Source organism: Mesorhizobium sp. M1E.F.Ca.ET.045.02.1.1 (genome assembly GCF_003952485.1).
Taxonomy (GTDB): Bacteria; Pseudomonadota; Alphaproteobacteria; order Rhizobiales; family Rhizobiaceae; genus Mesorhizobium.
The window spans coordinates 4,080,179-4,096,114 of record NZ_CP034447.1 but is presented as its reverse complement, the minus strand read 5'-3'; the positions used below and the strand labels follow the sequence as shown (position 1 = coordinate 4,096,114).

The window sequence follows — 15,936 nt, the reverse complement described above, 5'->3', positions numbered from 1 at the left end:
CGGCCCGCTATTCGTCGATGGCCACGTCAGTATCGCTCATGCCGGAGTCTGAAAACGCCGGCATGATGTCGCCCGCAAGCAGCTTCTCCTTTGAAAGCAACCCGGCATCCTCAAGCGCCCCGAAGTCGGGAAGGTCCCGCAGAGTATCGAGACCGAACTCGAGCAGGAATTCTTTGGTCGTGACATAGGTGTAGGGCGCGCCGGGCGTCGGGCTGCGGGGGCCGGAGGCGATCAGGCCGGCACCGCGCAGGTTGCCGATCAGATCGCGGCTGATCTCCTTGCCGAAGAAGGACGACAGTTCGGCACGGGTGATCGGCTGGAAGTAGGCTATGCACATGAGCACCAAGACTTCGGACTGCGTGAGGTCGACTGCGTGCTCGCTTCCGCCGACCGCGGTGCGGATGGCATCGGCATAGGCCGGCCGCGTCAGATGCTTCCAGCCGCCGGCGACGGCGACCAGGTCATAGGGTCGGCCGCGCAACTCCTCGCGGATGTCGTCGATAAGCAGATCGATGCTGCAGCTCTTGCCGACGATTCGCGCCAGCGTCTCGCGGCCGACGGGTTCGCTGGCAGCAAAAACGGTCGCCTCGACGCGGTTCATCCATTCACGCCAGCGCACCTCGGGCGGCAGGTGATCCAGCTCCCGGTCAAACAGCTGGTCAGCTGATCGACGATGATCTGACCGACCTTTGCCTCGCCCCGTGCGCTTCGCCTCGGCCATAGATCAAAGCCCGTAGATGCGGAAAGCCGTCCGGCCGGACAGCTCGCGCACGGCGCCGAGATCGACCAGCCGATCGAACAGGCGGCGCAGGCCGCGATCGCTCATGCCGGCGATCTTCTCCGATGGAACGAGCGCGTCGTCCGACAAGAGCCGATCGACGACCGCCTCCGCACCTTTGGCCCTGAGCTTGGGGGCGGCAGTGAGCAGCTTGTCGGCATGCCGCTCGAGCTCGGTGAACAGATCGATGGCGCGCACTGCCGCACGCGCCTGCGCGGCGAGCAGAGTCTTCGCATACTCGGGATCCGCCGCGTTGCTCTTCGACGCAAGGACGGTCGCTGCGCGCCGCGGCCGCCCGGAACCGTTGCCGAGCGCTTCGCCGCCGAGCAGCGGCACCGCGTGCGTCCAGCCCAGCCTCTGCGCGAGCATGGCGTCGGCGAACCAGCATCCGAGGATGCGCGGAAGGCCGCGGGTCTCGACGGCCGCAAAGGCGCCGATCATCGTTCCGATGGTGCCGTCGGTCGCCGCAAGATGCCGCAGCTCGTCGGCCAGACCGTTCGCCGTCTCGTCATCCCCGGCGAGACCCAGGGCGTCAAGCACGCCGGCGACGCTCGCCTCCGTCAGCAACTCTTCCGCAGGCCGCGCCCCCAGCCGGCGCCAGGCCAACAGCATGTGGCCGGCCGGGCCGACATCGTCGCCGGGACGCGTGAGCAGAACGGCGTCGCGTAGCGCAGCCTCGTCCTCGATGCGTCCGGCCTGCCTCGTCGTCATCGCCGTAGCCGCGAGCGCCAGCCGCTGCCGCCATGCGCCGGCCCATCGCTCCCGCCGGCGGACCAAGGCGTCGAGCGCGCCGATCGCGGCGCCCGCGGCGATCGCGACGTCCTCAAGGGCATTTGGCCCAAGCCCTTTCCCGGCAAGGCTTTGCGCATCCGGAACGGCGCGGCGCAGCCAGCCCGGCAGCGCGATCGCCGGGGCGGCCACGGCGGCTCCGAGCGCCGGCGCTTGGTGGCGCGAAGAGGTCGTGGGGCGCAGAATCATCGCGAACAGGATGAATTATGGCGGCGCTTTCCGCAAGCGTCACAGGCCAAAACCGCCGCGCTTGTCGAATGCGCAAAACGAACGATAAAATTGCATTATCCGTCGTTCTCGTCTTTATATAGGAAATGGCCTCTGTCGCTCGCGTTTCACCGCCGGACGGCCGCGTTTTGACGCCAGATCGACGAGAATTCGCGTTCATTGAGCGGACCGGGTCTGCGGCCAATTCCCGGACAGCGGCCAGCGGATGGCCTCTCCCGTCGAGCAGAACGCCGAAATTCACGACAATCGGGCTTCCGGACGAAATCTCGCGCATCCCTTGTGCGGCTGCGCGTAGTCGAGGTCGGTTCCGGGAGAGAGCGAAATGACACTCTAAGGGGCAAGAAAGCCCGTTCCGATCGAACCCACGTGGATTTTGATGCGGGTAGGCCTTGATTTGCAGGGTGCGGCCGTTGTCCAAAACAGACTATACTCAAGAGCGGCCAGAGGAGGACGGGTCTGTGAGCGACCAGGAATTGCAGCACATCATCACCAAATCACGGGACGCCAAACACGGCGGGTTTGGAGTCTTGTCTACAAGCGAGAAGCTAGCCGCTGCACTGGTGCTAAACCGGCCCGACTGGCTGGCCGAAATGAACTACACGCTCGCGGAGGCCATAGAACGCGTCGGTCCGGTATGGCTGACCTTGATTCCGAAAGCAGCGCGCGAGCTGGAATACGAAGACGAGCGCGCAGCGGGTAAGGCATGATCCAGCAGGCCGGCCAGGCGGCATCATCAACCTGTCCTTGTCCGGCCCATGAACCACGGCGGCCTCGCTGTAAGGTTCGTCCGTTCGATTGTCACGAAAAATCCGGTGATTCGGCTAGAATCCGCCAATGAACCCCGAAGATGATTCGCGCCAGATCAATGACTTGCCGTCCGTTGACGAAGCGCGAGCAACAGCCTCTCTCATCGATCAAAACCCCGAAAATCGTGCTCGGCGCAGCTCCGCTCAACCACAGGAAACGGCGACCCCTGTCGATCAGGATGCTGTCGACCAAACCGCGGCGGCGCCCTCGGCCGAGCCCAACGGCTCGAGCACCGACGACCTGCCCGACATCATCGACGTCGTCATGGAGATGGGCCGCGCGCCGGAGCAGCCCTCGGCCGACGCCCCCTCCGCTCTTCCGGTCGTCGCCAATGCCCGCCTGCCGGCGCATCTCGACGCGCTGGCCGATCGCGCCCGCGACTACGTCGAGGCGGCGAGCTCGGCCAATACCCGCCGCGCCTACGCTTCGGACTGGAAGCAGTTTGCGAGCTGGTGCCGTCGCCAGGGTGTCGAGATGTTTCCGCCCGATCCGCAGGTGGTCGGGCTCTACGTCACCGCATGCGCCTCGGGTAAGGCGACCGGCGACAAGAAGCCGAACTCCGTCTCGACGATCGAGCGCCGGCTCTCCTCGCTGACGTGGAACTATGCCCAGCGCGGCCAGCCGCTGGACAGGAAGGACCGCCATATCGCCACCGTCATGGCCGGCATCCGCAACAAGCACGCAGCCCCGCCCCGCCAGAAGGAAGCAGTGTTGCCCGAGGATCTGATCGCCATGCTGGAAACGCTCGACCGCGGCACCCTGCGCGGCCTGCGCGACCGGGCCATGCTGCTGCTGGGCTTTGGCGGCGGCCTGCGCCGCTCCGAAGTCGTCGGCCTCGACGTCGGCCGCGACCAGACCGAGGATTCCTCCGGCTGGATCGAAATCCTCGACAAGGGCATGCTGTTGCGCCTGCGCGGCAAGACCGGCTGGCGCGAGGTCGAGGTCGGGCGCGGCTCGTCCGACACGACCTGCCCCGTGGTCGCGCTGGAGACCTGGCTCAAGCTCGCGCGCATCGCCCACGGGCCGCTGTTCCGGCGCGTCACCGGGCAAGGCAAGTCCGTTGGTGCCGATCGGCTCAACGACCAGGAGGTCGCCCGCCTCGTCAAGCGGACCGCGCTGGCCGCCGGCGTGCGTGGAGATCTGCCGGAGGGCGAACGCGGAATGATGTTTGCCGGCCATTCGCTTCGCGCCGGCCTGGCGTCCTCGGCCGAGGTCGACGAACGCTATGTCCAGAAACAGCTCGGCCACACCTCCGCCGAGATGACACGCAAGTACCAGCGCAGGCGCGACCGGTTTCGTGTCAATCTCACCAAGGCGTCGGGGCTCTGAAAAGCCCCCTCCCCTCCCCCGCTTTCGGCCGCCGAATAGCGGTTCGGAAGAGCAGGATTTTCACCTTAGCGTTTCAATTGAAATTGGGAAGTAAAAGCGACAACGGTTCGTCACTTCCGATGATGCTGCGCAGATCTTCTAACTTCCGATAAGTACCTCTTATCGATAGTGATTGTTTTTGCGGCGCAAATCAGTCATTTTCGGCCCCAAGATGGCGCCGGCGACGTCCCGCGCGGCCGCGAACGACATAGGGAAGGCGGCTATTCCGCCGCGAAAAAGGCCGTCTGGCATGAGCGAAGAAAAACCCGTCCGCCTGCCCGACCCCGCTTCCGTCGAAACCGTGCTCGCCTCTCTGCAGCCGCAGTCGGCCGACGCCGGGCTCGCCCCTGCCCTGAACAAAAGCTTTCCGGGCTTTGCCTTCACCGTCGCGACCATCGACGACCCCTACTGGTGCAATCCTCATGCTGTTGTCGCTGCCGACGGCACCCGCTGCGGCGACCACCGTGCCTGGATCGAGAGCGAGCTGGCCGAACTGGGCGGCGATCTCACCGCCTTCTGGCACCGGCATCGCCAGGACGGGAAAAAATTCGCCGAATGGCGCGGCGCCAGCGCCTTCGCCTTCGCCCCGACCGGGCCGGGCGTCGCCGATTTTTTGCAAGTCTCGCTCGGCCGCGAGATCGAGGTCCTGGCCGGCCCCGTAGTCGATCCCGACTACCGACCCCACAGCGTCGACCATCTGTTCGAGCCGACCTGGGTTTCTCGTGATTCCGCTGCCGGGGCGCAGCAGCTCGCAGGACCAGTCTACCGGCTGCGCGGGCGCGCCGGCGGCGGCATCGTTCACATAAGGAATTTTTTGACGCGCCGGAAGCGTACCGAACGCGAGCAGCTCGAGGCAAGCCGTCCCGAGCTGGCGAACCGTGTCATCCGCGAGGTCGGTCCCGACGGCAAACGCGACACCGCGTTTTTAGACGCCAATCCGGACTGGTTCGATTTTGTCCCACGCGAAAACCGCTTTTTTGCCGACTGGGAGCGGTCGAGCGCTTGCGGCCACCGGATTTTTGCCCATTGGGCCTTCGACATCCACGATCTTGAGCATCGTGGCCGGCGCGAGATCGGTTTTATCCCGCGGCCGCTCAAAATGCCCGCCGGGAAGCTGGCGTTGGAAGACGGTATTTCGGTGCACCGCCTGATGGAGCGGACCGAGGCGATCGACGCGGAGGTGGGCCTGCCCTTCGCCTGGTTCTTTTTTATGACGCACGGGCACTGGGTCGATCCGGACGTCGGCGATGCGATCGCTGAGGGCCTGCGCCAGGGACGGGTGCGTTTGCCCGATCGAGACGCCGCCGTGCTGCTCGCCTGGGCCGACAAAAAATATCTGTTCTGAGCCGCCGTCATGGACCTTCGCCTGTCAAAGTCCGTACCCGACCAAAAACTGCGCCGCGCGGAGGCGCTCGATGCGCTGGATTCGGTGCTGCCATTCGACCGGCGCGATTTTCTGGCCGAACTTTTGACCGACGACGATGTCGCCACGCTGCGCCATCTCGCCAAAGAAGGCATCGGCGAGAATTCCCTGCGCGCCCTGGCCTCGGATCTCGGTTACCTCGAAGCCTGGTCGCTGGCCGCGACCGGTTTTTCGCTGCCCTGGCCGGCGCCGGAGGCGCTGCTGATAAAATTCGTCGCCCATCACCTGTGGGATCCTGCAAAGCGTGAAACCGACGTTTCGCACGGCATGCCGGAAGACGTGACCGCGGCGTTGAAGTCGGCCAAACTGTTGCGTGTCGATGGACCGCACGCGCCGAACACCGTGCGCCGGCGTCTGTCCAGCTGGTCGACGCTGACCGGCTGGCGCGGTCTTGTGGGAAATTTTTCGGCGCCCGGCCTGCGCAGCGCCATAAAGCTCGCGGTGCGCGCCAGCGCCCGCCCCCGCGGCCGCAAGAGCAAGAAGGCGGTGACCGCCGACATTTTGACCGCGCTCCTAAAAGCCTGCGCCGGCGACCGCCTCGTCGACGTGCGCGACCGCGCCCTTCTCGTCACCGCCTTTGCCTCCGGCGGCCGCCGCCGCAGCGAAATCGCTTCGCTCAGGTTCGAGCAGATCGTCGAAGAAGAGCCGGTACCCGCCGATCCGAAGGAACCCGGCGGCGAAAAACTCCCTTGCCTGTCGATCCGGCTCGGCCGGACTAAGACGACACAAGCCGACAGCGACGTCTTCGTGCTGCTCGTCGGCCGGCCTGTTCTGGCCCTGAAAGGCTGGCTCGAGCGCGCCGGGATCAACGAGTGCGCCGTGTTCCGCGGCATCGATCGCTGGGGCAATCTCGAAAAACGCGCCCTGACGCCGCAGGCGGTCAACCTGATCCTCAAGCGCCGCATCGCCGAGGCCGGCCTCGACCCGCAAGCCTTTTCCGCGCATGGCCTGCGCTCGGGCTACCTCACCGAAACCGCCCGCCGCGGCATTCCGCTGCCCGAAGCCATGCAGCAGTCGCAGCACCACTCCGTGCAACAGGCATCGAACTATTACAACGATGCGGAGCGGACGCTCGGCCGGGCGGCGAGAATCATCGTTTAGCGACCCAGACTGCCGACCCGCCGCCAGTTCCCTCAGCCGCTCGGCGGCAAAGCCGATCCTATGGCGGAAAGATCAGCGTCAAAGGGACTTCACCGCGAGGCTGCGCAGGTTCATCATGTCATCGGCGGTTCCTTCGAAGCCGACCCTGCCGGCGAACATTGATGACTACGCGTGCGGGCACTTCGCCCACTCGTTCAGCGCCAACATGATATGGAACCAGCGATGAAGCTTCGCCTCACTATCGCTTTTACGCTCGGCTTTCTGATTGGGGGTTTCGTGGTGCTCGCCGTCATCAGCTCCACGTGGCTGACACAAGCCCTCGCTTACAACTTTAGCTGGGATCGAGGGCGCGAATGGTTCGGCGCTCTCAGTCGCTGGGCTGCCGCAGCGGGCGCGCTCGTTGCTGCCTGGCTGACCGTACCGCACCTGAAAAGGCAGGCTGACTTCATTTGGGGCGACGCGCCCCCGACACTCGACGTAATCGAACATCTCGCCGAAGACAACACTCTCGTCGTCCGCCTCGTTAACTGGAACCGGCGCGCGATATTCCTTGAAGACATTTATGCGTCCACCAAGAAGCGCCCAAAGAATCTCGACGAACAAGTAGCCATCTGGCAGATCGCGGATGAGAATGGAGCGCGCGACGGTGGTTTCCCCGTTCAGATCGATGGGTGGGAAGATCGCGACAAGCGTCCGAGCTTCGTCCGTGTCGACTTGATTCTCCTTAAGCAAATCCCCGGTACCGAAGATGGCTGGACTACCGATGGACGCATCCCCTTCCCCAGCGATGCGACCATCACAGCAAAGGTCCGAATGCTTGGCAACGTCCACCGCAATTTCGAACTTCAGGCGGATGCATTCCCACGTAACTAGATGCCATGCGGGCCTCACCCCGCCATCCTCGCCGTGGCGCCGTTCGCCTTCAGCGCCGCCATCAGCATCGGTCCGACCGAAAACGCCCCTGCCCTGGCCTTGTCAGTCAGCACGCGCAGGTATCCGCCGGCGGAATTGATGTGATGAGCGCGTTGCAGGATGCAGGCAATCACGATCGCGGCGACCTCCTGGCCCATCACATGGCAAGCCTCCTCATACGCCGACGGCGAGACGCCAAGGTAGCCCCGCACCTGGGCGGCGGTAATCATGAAATCGCGCCAATTGCCGATGCCATCGACGGCGTAGTCCGCAATTTCGGGGCAGGCTTTCAGCACCAGCCCCAGCGGATACGTTTTCGGGCGCTCTGCGGTTCTCGTGCTGGGCTCGGCCGTCGCCCCGCTTTTCTCTAAAGCAGGTTCAAATTCAAAAAGAGAGTCGGTGTTTGAATCAGATTGCTGCCGCTCGTTTTGAGAGTCATTGCCGCTCGGATTCGTGGATTTCATATGAGTTTCCAGCAGCTTATCCACATCATCACGCAAGGCGGCCATATCGGCAACGATAGGCTCGAGCTCGGCTATGCAAGCTCGGCGCGGAATTGCCTCCACAACGCTGCGGAAACGCTTCCACAGGCCTCCCCAGTCGCCCGGGACATCTTCGTCAAGGGCCGCCTCTATCAGCTTGTAGATGTCCCGGCGGTGCAAGGTGATCCGCTCGCGCATAAGCCTGAGTGCTCTGTTGTCGGCGCGAACACGCTCGGCCGCCGCTTGGAACTCGTAAGCACGGGCCAGCAGCGGCGCCAGGGAGAAGCCAAAGGCTTCCTCGATCTCTCCTCCCCTGCCCTTGCGGGCGTACCGCTTGCCGTTCGGGCTATCCCGACGGATGATCAGCCCGCAGTCCACAAGAGCCGCCAGGTGCCGCCTGACCGTGGGCTCGGGCATTCCGTGCGCCCTGAGCGACAGCTGTGCGTTCGAGGGAAAGACGATGAGGTCGTTGTCCTCGCTTAAGTCGCTATCAGGATAGAAAGATAGCAACGCATTCAGCACGGCCAGGGCACGATCGCCGATGCCGACGATGCTCTTGCCCTCGCAGAGGTTGCGGTAGATCTGCCACTTGTCGACGACCCTGCCCTTGGGGATCTCACGTGACTCGTTTTGCGCTGCCAGCATGGCAAGCGACATCGCCCGCCGCCCGAAGGGCGTCGTTGCAATACCCGTCTCCATTTTCTTTCACCCTCGATTAGGCAAAAGAAATCTGCTCGCCAAAACGACGCCAATGACTCTTGACAGTGATTCGTGGAGATGCGATTCTCAGCTTGCTTATGGTTGAGAAGGGCTTCCGCGACGGTGACGTTCGGGGGCCTTTTTCTTTTGCGGTTTAGTCTCCTGTTGCCTCTTTCTTCGATGTCCTGAATGCCTCGTAAAGGCTGTCCAGGTTCTCCGAAATGTATTCGCCGAACTCGGCCGCGTCTTTCGCTTTCAGCGCCAGACTGAAGGCCTTTCCATTGTTTTTAATCGTCGCGGCGACTGATTTGTCGGCCGGTGCCCAGGTTCTGTTGATCCGCGGAGCGAGCCCTTTCCTGATCGCCTTGTTGGACTTTGCTCCGTTCAGAAAATCAAAGAGCAAGTTGAAACGCTCGTCAGAATCCGCGGCCGCGAACTCTTCGCTGGCCACATAGCTGTTGGCAATTGGCGTGTTCTTCGGGTTCTCGACGAGCTTCCGAAGATCCAACCACCGGTCGCGTCCAATCCCTTTGGCCGGCCCAATCGCATCAATGATGACCGCAGGGATAGCTTTCGGAATCGTCAGCATCTTAGAGAGCGTCTGGTAGTCGACCGACAGAGCAGATTGGATGGTTTCGCGGCTGAACCCAAGCCCGCCCAGCTGCTGGGCGAACATAACACGCTCAATGAATGTAAGGTTGGCGCGTGCGGAGTTTTCCTGCCCTTGTGCGACAACGTGGTCGATGTCTGCCAGCGTCTTCACCACTGCGCGGACAGGCCTGCCGAGTTGTTTGGCAACTCTCACCCGTCGGTGTCCGAAAACGGCCATGTAGCGGCCTTCGGCGCTGGGATGGGGTCTTACAAGGATTGGGGTATCCTGTCCCCTCTCCCTGACGGCCTCCAGCAGTTCGTGGTATGCGTCGTCCTCATCAACGCTCATGCGATCAGGCACAAATGACCTGTCGACCAGGTCGGGATCAATTTCAATAACCGTTTCGCCTTCGGCGAGCTTGGAGGCTTGCCTGGCCAGTTCATCGATCGACGATGAGATGGACCTCGCCGCTCCGAATTTACGAAACCCGGAAGCTGGCTCGCCATCTTCTGCCGTTTCGGGCGCGGATTCCCGCATCAAATTGTCGAAAATGTGCTTTCTTGCCATTTCAGCGTCCCAAAATTTGGGTCATTCATCTGATTTCATTGCATTAAAACCTGACTTAGACGGCCGTCTATTTCGCACGTCCCCAGGCCCCGTGGATTAGTTCTCTGATTTCCGCGTTAACCGCTTCCATCGACTCCATGGCGCGGTCGTACGTTGCCCTATTCATCCCGGATTTCTCGACCTCATAAAGCGTCTGCTTCGTCAGCCCAGCATCCGAAATAGCGGTCGATTTCAACATCGGCGTCTTGAGCATTTGCGACGCGAGCATTGACTGCATGAATCCGACCATCTGGGCTTGCGGGACGTCGGTCGGCTCGTATCGAGTGATCAAATATCTGAACCAATCTAAATCTACTTCGCCGCCCGCCTGGCGAATTGTCTTCAGGATGTCGCCGAGCATGAGAAGGAACTGCGACATCGACATCAGGTCGAGCATCTGCGGATGTACAGTGATCAGCACCGAACTCGCCGCCGACAGAGCAGTCAGTGTCAAATAGCCGAGCTGGGGCGGACAATCGATTACGACCACGTCATAACGGTCATCGACCTCCTGCAATACCTTTTCGATGCGATTCCAAAACGTCTTGCCGGCGACGGAATTCTTATCCTGCATCGCCAGTGGAGTGTCGTACTCATATTCCTGCAATTCGAGCGATGCAGGGATAAGTTCAAGGCCTGGAAAGTTTGTCGGCAAAATTACGTCGGTGATGGGCTTCCGCTCGTCGTCGTAGCGGATCGCTTCATAGATCGACGGATTCTTGTCGAGTTCGGGTTGGATGCCGTGGAGGGCCGACAGCGAAGCCTGTGGGTCAAGGTCGATGGCCAGTACACGGTGCCCGGTTAGCGCCAGATGTTGCGCAAGGTGTGCGGCCGTCGTCGTCTTTCCGCTGCCCCCCTTGAAATTAACAACAGCAACGACCTGCAGCTTCTCTCCCCTGCGGCGGTGAGGAACGTATTTCTTCACATCGGCTCGGCCGTGACGGTCGAGCCAATGACGCAGCTCCATGATCTGCTCGGCCGAATATGTCCGCCGACCCCCGGCGTGTATAGTTGGCTCGACACCTTTGCCTTCCAGGTGCAGCTTCTTGAGATTGCTAGTCGAAACCCCGAGGAAATACGCCGCTTCCCCGAGTGAGAATTGCCGCAAGGTCTTCCTTGCGTTCGGCGGGAATGTCTCGAAACGAAGCTGGTTCAGTTTCCTGGAAATCTCGCGGCCTTGTGCCAGAATGGTGTCGTCGAACAAAGGTTTCGACACGGGCGCTAATACGTTCATGTTTTTCCGGAACCTCAAGTGACGGCATTTCGGCGAAATTCTTTCGAATGCCGTCATTATGTCCGATTCGTTCGTGCCGACAAGAAATTTTAAGTTAACAAAAGGTTAACGCTAACTGTGCCAGAAAGCTGTGCGGAACTGGTTTGTGTGATTTTGAAACTCGGCACCCCGTGTGTCCGGGCAGGTTGGGAATGCGATCCGACGGTTTCCATGCAAGCGGGGACTGTTCCAGTTTGGTTCTGAGCGCAAGGAAGATCGAAGGATTGTCGGCGATTCCGGCCTCAAGACATACGAGAGTGATAACCGGCTCGTGCAGATCTGGTCTACTCTAGGCAGCGATATTGGAATCAAAATAGGCTACCGAAGCGGCCCCGGTTTGACCGAATGCGCCTTCTGCAACTTCCCCATTCACGGCATCATTGCGTCTGTCGGACCAGCGCTGTCCGCGTTCTCGAAGAATCCGGCTTCGTGAAAGAGACACATTTCCGGCAATCTGAACGGCCAGAAGACTGTTTTCACTAGCTTTTTTTGCCATTTAGACGGCAGTCTATTCGATATGCCATCGCGGTCCGCCGCGCGCATGGCCGACGGCGGACGGTCGCGCCCCCGCCCCAGAGCGTGAACTCCCGCCAAGGCAAGCGTCACCATCTCGACAGCCGCCAGGGGACCTGCGGGCGCGTGCGGGCCGTCGAGACACAACGGGCCTTGCGCCTGGGCCGCTGCCACGTCTTCCGGTATGTCGTGCGTGGACAAACGATCGCGCTTGGCGGGATCCCACGGAAGATGCGCGACGAACTTGATCAGCAGCGCCCTCCGGCGCCGAAGGGCAGCAGCCGACCTATGACGGCCTGGCAACTACGCTTCGAGATAGCCGACGTCCGACGCAAGCGCGTTTAACGAGGTCTCGCCAGTGTCTTCCTTTCCCAGATGGCACCTAGCCAGAAACGCGCGCCGATCGAACGGCAGACCTAATCGAGCGCGTCGATGACGTTGGCGCGCCGTCAGCTTTGCTTGGGATGCGAGCTTTGGCATATGAATTCATGGCAGCCACTCAGAACAGATACGGCTTGTCGGCCCAGGCTAGCAGAATGGCAGCATCTTGGTCGGGCAGCCGCACCCGTCTCGCGCGAAGGCGTTCGGCGATCGCGTGGCCGACATTCGGATCAACCCAATGTCCGTGCGTCATCAGAAAGAACCGGGCGAAGGGCAGGCCTCGTGGATGTCGAAGGCCGGTGGGCAAAGATGCGGTCGGTGGCCGCGCTCGATCGCTCCCCGTCGGCAAAAAAGCGGACATCGCGCGGCACGAAAATGAACCAGTCCGGATTGGCGTCTAAAACGCTCTGTCGCGCATGCCGTCGGGGCCGACCTCACGGATGATGCGGTTTTCGAGCTCGGGCCGCCTCGCCTAGGTTCCACCAATAAGGATCATCGATGGTCACGACGGTGAAGGCAAAACCTGGAAAGTCCTTGTTGAGGGCAGGGGCGAGCTCGGCATCGGCCGACTACCCCTCCAGAGATGCGAGCTCGGCCTCGACGGTGGCGGGCATCGGGCAAGCGGATCGGCTCTATTGTCATTCCGGCGCTCCTCACATCCAGGTGGTCCACTCAAGCAGGGCGAGCGATTCCATTAAACCAGATCAAGGAAAAAGCCACAAAGCCCTGCGTTTCCAGGGCCGCCCAACGATCCAAGGTCAGAATTTTCGCGGATCTGGGCGGCGAGACCAATCACTGTCGACAAGAGTGATTGTGATAAGCGCTGTAGCCTTTAGTTTCCGATCTCAGTTGAAGCGTAAGCTGAAATTCCAGCCCAAATTTCGGTCCTTGCGGGGTGCATTTACGGGAGTGTGGCGCGAAAATCCTGCCTTTGACATCAGCCCCGCCTTACTCTTTTGTCGGCGGCCACCGGCGAGCTGTATGCACCAGAGCCAGCACCCACAAGTTCTCGCCTTCGACTTGGTAAACCAGACGGTAGCTCTCATGTGGAATCAGCTCGCGCGTGCCGGTGATTTTTCCGGTGCGGCCGAGCTTGGGGAAATCCGCCAGCCTCGCCACTGCGTCGCTGAAAAGCTGGTCCATCCGAGCGGCCGCTGACGGGCTGTCGGCCGCAATGTAGTCCCAAATGTCGGCTCGGTCCTGTTCGGCCTCTGGCGTCCATACGACCCTCACGCCTGGCTTGCCGTCTTGGCACGCCGGGCGGCGAAGTCATCCTCGATCTCATCATTCGTCCGGCCTCGGCCGGCCCGCATCGAGGACCGCGCGATCTCGACCTTGCGGCGGAGGAACTCGTCATACTCCCGCTCTTCGCGCCGGCGCTCAATGTAATCACGCATCAGCTCGCGAACCACCTGCGATGCCGGCCGATGGTCGGCTTCGGTTTCGGCCATGAAGGCGTCGCGCAGCTCCGGTTCGAGCTTCAACGTGAAAACCGCCTCTTTCGGCATGCTCGGCTCCTGCGGGCTAGATCCTCATGAAGTATATACGTTGTCATCACCAGCCGGCAAGCCGGCAAAGTCGGTCGCCCTCATGCGGGGGATGGGGCTTGCTCAAAGGACACCTTGGTGAGGAGGGCAAAGCGCGACCGCCTTACCGGGCGAGCGACATGCTTGTCGGATAGCCGCTCGACGTCGACGGTCTTGTTGAAGATGCGCAGGACGAGCGAGGCTCTTGCGATGCCGCCGAGGCGGATTCAGCGCAGTCTGAAATCATGGCTGGATGGATTTGGGAGCGCACGTACCGGCCGTCGTTTCCGTTGGCGCAGCCAGTCGTACGGCCAAGCGGTGGTTCATTCGTCGCCGGCGAGGCCGTCGAACGCCTCCATCAGCGCATCGACGATCGCTTGGCCGAGCGCCCGTGCCGTCTCAGCGATCTCGGCTTCGTTTCCCTTGCGGGCCGCGGTGGCGAGTTCCGAACCCTGATCCGTCAGGATCGCATTGGACCTATCGATTGCCCATTGTGCAAAATCGTTACGGCTGTCGATGATCCTGGTTTCCATCGATGCGCGCTCCTGCGTTTACGATTTGTTGGCCAATTCGGGCTAGGGTCAGGGCGCGCGATGGGTATTGCGTTCGCGCCAATACACTCCTCGAGGCTTGCAGCGTCAAGCTCGCTGGGCAAGCCGTTTCTCCTCACGCAGTCCGCGATATCGGCGATACGGGACCTATTTTCCGTCGTTGAGACCGATCACGTCGGGCCCTTGACGGAAAAGCACTCGTTGTTCGATTCAAACGGGAAGGGGAGGGGGCTTTTCCGATCTCCTACAGGCCACTCGCCTTGGTGAGATTGACGCGGAATCGGTCGCGGCGCCGCTGATACTTTCGGGTCATCTCGGCCGAGGCATGCCCGAGCTGCTTTTGCACGTAGCGCTCGTCGACCTCGGCCGAGGAGGCGAGGCCCGCGCGCAGCGAGTGCCCGGAAAATTTCATCTCGCGCTCGCCCTCCGGAAGATCGCCGCGCACGCCGGCGGCCAGGGCCGTGCGCTTGACCAACCGGGCCACCTCCTGGTCGTGCAGCCGCTCCGAGCCAACAGCCTTGCCTTGGCCGGCGACGCGGCGGAACAGCGGTCCGTGCGGGATGCGAGCGAGCTTCAGCCAGGTCTGCAGGGCGACGACGGGGCAGGTGGCGTCGGACGAGCCGCGGCCGATCTCGACCTCCCGCCAGCCGGTTTTCCCCCGTAAATTCACCAGCACGCCCTTGTCCGGGAAAAATTCGATCCAGCCGCGGCCGTCTTCGGTCTGGTCGCGGCCGCAATCGAGACCGACGATTTCGGAGCGTCGCAGCCCGCCGGCAAAGCCGAGGAGCAAAATAGCGCGGTCGCGCAGCCCGCGAAGGGTGCCGCGATCGAGCGTTTCCAGCATGGCAATCAGATTCTCCGGCAGGATCGCCTCCTTTTGCCGGGGCGGCGCGGCGTGCGTATTGCGTATGCCGGCCATGACAGTCACGATGTGACGGTCCTTGCGGTCGAGCGGCTGCCCGCGCTGGGTGAAATTCCAGCTCAGCGACGACAGCCGCCGCTCGACGGTCGACACGGAGTTGGGCTGCTTGTCTCCGGAGACAGACCCGGACGCGCAAGCGGTGACCACTCGCGGATCAGGCGAGAACGCGTCGACACCCTGCCGCCGCGCCCAGGCGCAAAAATGCTTCCAGTCGGCGGCATAGGCGCGGCGGGTGTTGGCGGAGCTTGCCGCTTCGACATAGTTCCGCGCTCGATCGGCGAGGTTCTCGAGATGCGCCGGCAGGCGCGGATCATCATCCGCATGAGGTGCGGCCGCCGGAAGGGCAGGGGAGGGGGGTTCCGTGTCGTCGCCCATCGCATCAAGTCCCATGGCACGGACGATCTCGATGACGTCCGGTAGATCGTCGTCCTGGCCGGCGCCTTTGGATCTGTCGGCGGCCGTCATGATCAAAGCCTCCCGCCGAGACGAAGCGCGGCATAACCTTGCCTCGTGGGCGCAGCCATGCCGATGGACGGCACGATCAGGTCGTCAACGATCGGCACGTGGGCGCCCTAGGTCTGGAGGGTCGGCCTTTGTCGCTATTCCTGCCGTTAGCCTCTTTCGAGGGGAGATGAAACATGATCGCAGAGCGAGCGTGACAAGGATCACCCAATAAGGTTCCACCAGCCGGTGGAAAGAGCGTCCTTCGCGGGACGATGAATGAGGTGAGTTCGCGAGGGTTGCAGTACCGGTCGCATCACAACGATCAGGACGCGGCCGAGATTGTTCCGCCTCATTCTTCTGATCCCATCAATGGGACGGCCGAGCGCCGATCCCGCCGAGAAGCAAGACCCTGCGAAAGACCTCAGATGCCGGCGAAGCGGAAAGCTCGAAAAGCGCTTGACTTCAACACGCCGAATAGAGAAGCAACCCTCGTCTTTTAATCGCGCGAAAGGGCGGGCCACCGTTCTCCGCCTCGGAACAT

Annotated in this window: 14 protein-coding genes; 5 read left to right on the top strand and 9 right to left on the bottom strand. The window is 62.2% G+C overall.

Annotated elements, in window-relative coordinates; all coding sequences use genetic code 11:
* Positions 1-7: 7 nt before the first annotated feature.
* A complete protein-coding gene (locus EJ070_RS19795; RefSeq protein WP_126092838.1) occupies positions 8-721 on the bottom strand; it encodes an SMC-Scp complex subunit ScpB in 714 nt (237 codons plus the stop codon).
* Between the two features lie 3 nt (positions 722-724).
* A complete protein-coding gene (locus EJ070_RS19790) occupies positions 725-1,756 on the bottom strand; it encodes a DUF1403 family protein (RefSeq protein ID WP_126092837.1) in 1,032 nt (343 codons plus the stop codon).
* A gap of 497 nt (positions 1,757-2,253) precedes the next feature.
* Between EJ070_RS19790 and EJ070_RS19785 the strand changes: the two genes are divergently transcribed.
* The 5 genes from EJ070_RS19785 (at position 2,254) to EJ070_RS19765 (ending at position 7,367) form a co-directional block, all read left to right on the top strand.
* Positions 2,254-2,502 (top strand): hypothetical protein, encoded by a 249-nt coding sequence (locus tag EJ070_RS19785; RefSeq protein ID WP_126092836.1) that lies wholly within the window; start codon positions 2,254-2,256, stop codon positions 2,500-2,502.
* Positions 2,503-2,872: 370 nt separating this feature from the next.
* Positions 2,873-3,931 (top strand): tyrosine-type recombinase/integrase, encoded by a 1,059-nt coding sequence (locus tag EJ070_RS19780; protein WP_245464951.1) that lies wholly within the window; start codon positions 2,873-2,875, stop codon positions 3,929-3,931.
* Positions 3,932-4,220: 289 nt separating this feature from the next.
* Entirely contained in the window at positions 4,221-5,315 is a 1,095-nt protein-coding gene (locus tag EJ070_RS19775) for a hypothetical protein (RefSeq protein ID WP_126095834.1), read from the top strand.
* A 9-nt stretch (positions 5,316-5,324) separates the two neighbouring features.
* On the top strand, positions 5,325-6,494 hold the full coding sequence (locus tag EJ070_RS19770; RefSeq protein ID WP_126092835.1) for a tyrosine-type recombinase/integrase: 1,170 nt from the start codon (positions 5,325-5,327) through the stop codon (positions 6,492-6,494).
* Between the two features lie 222 nt (positions 6,495-6,716).
* Positions 6,717-7,367 (top strand): hypothetical protein, encoded by a 651-nt coding sequence (locus EJ070_RS19765; protein WP_126092834.1) that lies wholly within the window; start codon positions 6,717-6,719, stop codon positions 7,365-7,367.
* 14 nt (positions 7,368-7,381) lie between these two features.
* Here the strand turns inward: EJ070_RS19765 and repC are convergent, their stop codons facing one another.
* From repC to EJ070_RS19720, 7 genes are all read right to left on the bottom strand, one after another.
* Positions 7,382-8,587: a plasmid replication protein RepC gene (repC, locus tag EJ070_RS19760; protein ID WP_126092833.1), complete on the bottom strand. Its 1,206-nt coding sequence runs from the start codon at positions 8,585-8,587 to the stop codon at positions 7,382-7,384.
* Positions 8,588-8,741: 154 nt separating this feature from the next.
* Positions 8,742-9,746, bottom strand: coding sequence for a plasmid partitioning protein RepB (gene repB / locus EJ070_RS19755; protein ID WP_126092832.1), 1,005 nt, complete (start codon positions 9,744-9,746; stop codon positions 8,742-8,744).
* A 67-nt stretch (positions 9,747-9,813) separates the two neighbouring features.
* On the bottom strand, positions 9,814-11,019 hold the full coding sequence (repA, locus tag EJ070_RS19750) for a plasmid partitioning protein RepA (protein ID WP_126095833.1): 1,206 nt from the start codon (positions 11,017-11,019) through the stop codon (positions 9,814-9,816).
* Between the two features lie 1,881 nt (positions 11,020-12,900).
* Positions 12,901-13,185 carry a type II toxin-antitoxin system RelE/ParE family toxin gene (locus EJ070_RS19740; RefSeq protein WP_126092831.1) on the bottom strand — a complete coding sequence of 95 codons (285 nt, stop codon included), beginning with the start codon at positions 13,183-13,185 and terminating at the stop codon, positions 12,901-12,903.
* Positions 13,182-13,436 carry an antitoxin of toxin-antitoxin stability system gene (locus EJ070_RS19735; protein ID WP_245464619.1) on the bottom strand — a complete coding sequence of 85 codons (255 nt, stop codon included), beginning with the start codon at positions 13,434-13,436 and terminating at the stop codon, positions 13,182-13,184. Before EJ070_RS19735 ends, EJ070_RS19740 begins: the two co-directional genes overlap by 4 nt.
* A gap of 365 nt (positions 13,437-13,801) precedes the next feature.
* The gene (locus EJ070_RS19725) at positions 13,802-14,011 is read right to left on the bottom strand and encodes a hypothetical protein (protein ID WP_126092829.1); all 210 of its coding nucleotides are present in this window, start codon (positions 14,009-14,011) and stop codon (positions 13,802-13,804) included.
* A gap of 262 nt (positions 14,012-14,273) precedes the next feature.
* Positions 14,274-15,416 (bottom strand): site-specific integrase, encoded by a 1,143-nt coding sequence (locus EJ070_RS19720; protein WP_126092828.1) that lies wholly within the window; start codon positions 15,414-15,416, stop codon positions 14,274-14,276.
* Positions 15,417-15,936 lie beyond the last annotated feature (520 nt).

Coding starts and splice junctions, on each gene's coding strand:
- EJ070_RS19790 (WP_126092837.1), bottom strand. CDS start 1,756: ATGATTCTGCGCCCCACGACCTCTTCGCGCCACCAAGCGCCGGCGCTC.
- EJ070_RS19725 (WP_126092829.1), bottom strand. CDS start 14,011: ATGGAAACCAGGATCATCGACAGCCGTAACGATTTTGCACAATGGGCA.
- EJ070_RS19795 (WP_126092838.1), bottom strand. CDS start 721: ATGGCCGAGGCGAAGCGCACGGGGCGAGGCAAAGGTCGGTCAGATCAT.
- EJ070_RS19775 (WP_126095834.1), top strand. CDS start 4,221: ATGAGCGAAGAAAAACCCGTCCGCCTGCCCGACCCCGCTTCCGTCGAA.
- EJ070_RS19770 (WP_126092835.1), top strand. CDS start 5,325: ATGGACCTTCGCCTGTCAAAGTCCGTACCCGACCAAAAACTGCGCCGC.
- EJ070_RS19780 (WP_245464951.1), top strand. CDS start 2,873: ATGGGCCGCGCGCCGGAGCAGCCCTCGGCCGACGCCCCCTCCGCTCTT.
- repA (WP_126095833.1), bottom strand. CDS start 11,019: ATGAACGTATTAGCGCCCGTGTCGAAACCTTTGTTCGACGACACCATT.
- repB (WP_126092832.1), bottom strand. CDS start 9,746: ATGGCAAGAAAGCACATTTTCGACAATTTGATGCGGGAATCCGCGCCC.
- repC (WP_126092833.1), bottom strand. CDS start 8,587: ATGGAGACGGGTATTGCAACGACGCCCTTCGGGCGGCGGGCGATGTCG.
- EJ070_RS19720 (WP_126092828.1), bottom strand. CDS start 15,416: ATGACGGCCGCCGACAGATCCAAAGGCGCCGGCCAGGACGACGATCTA.
- EJ070_RS19765 (WP_126092834.1), top strand. CDS start 6,717: ATGAAGCTTCGCCTCACTATCGCTTTTACGCTCGGCTTTCTGATTGGG.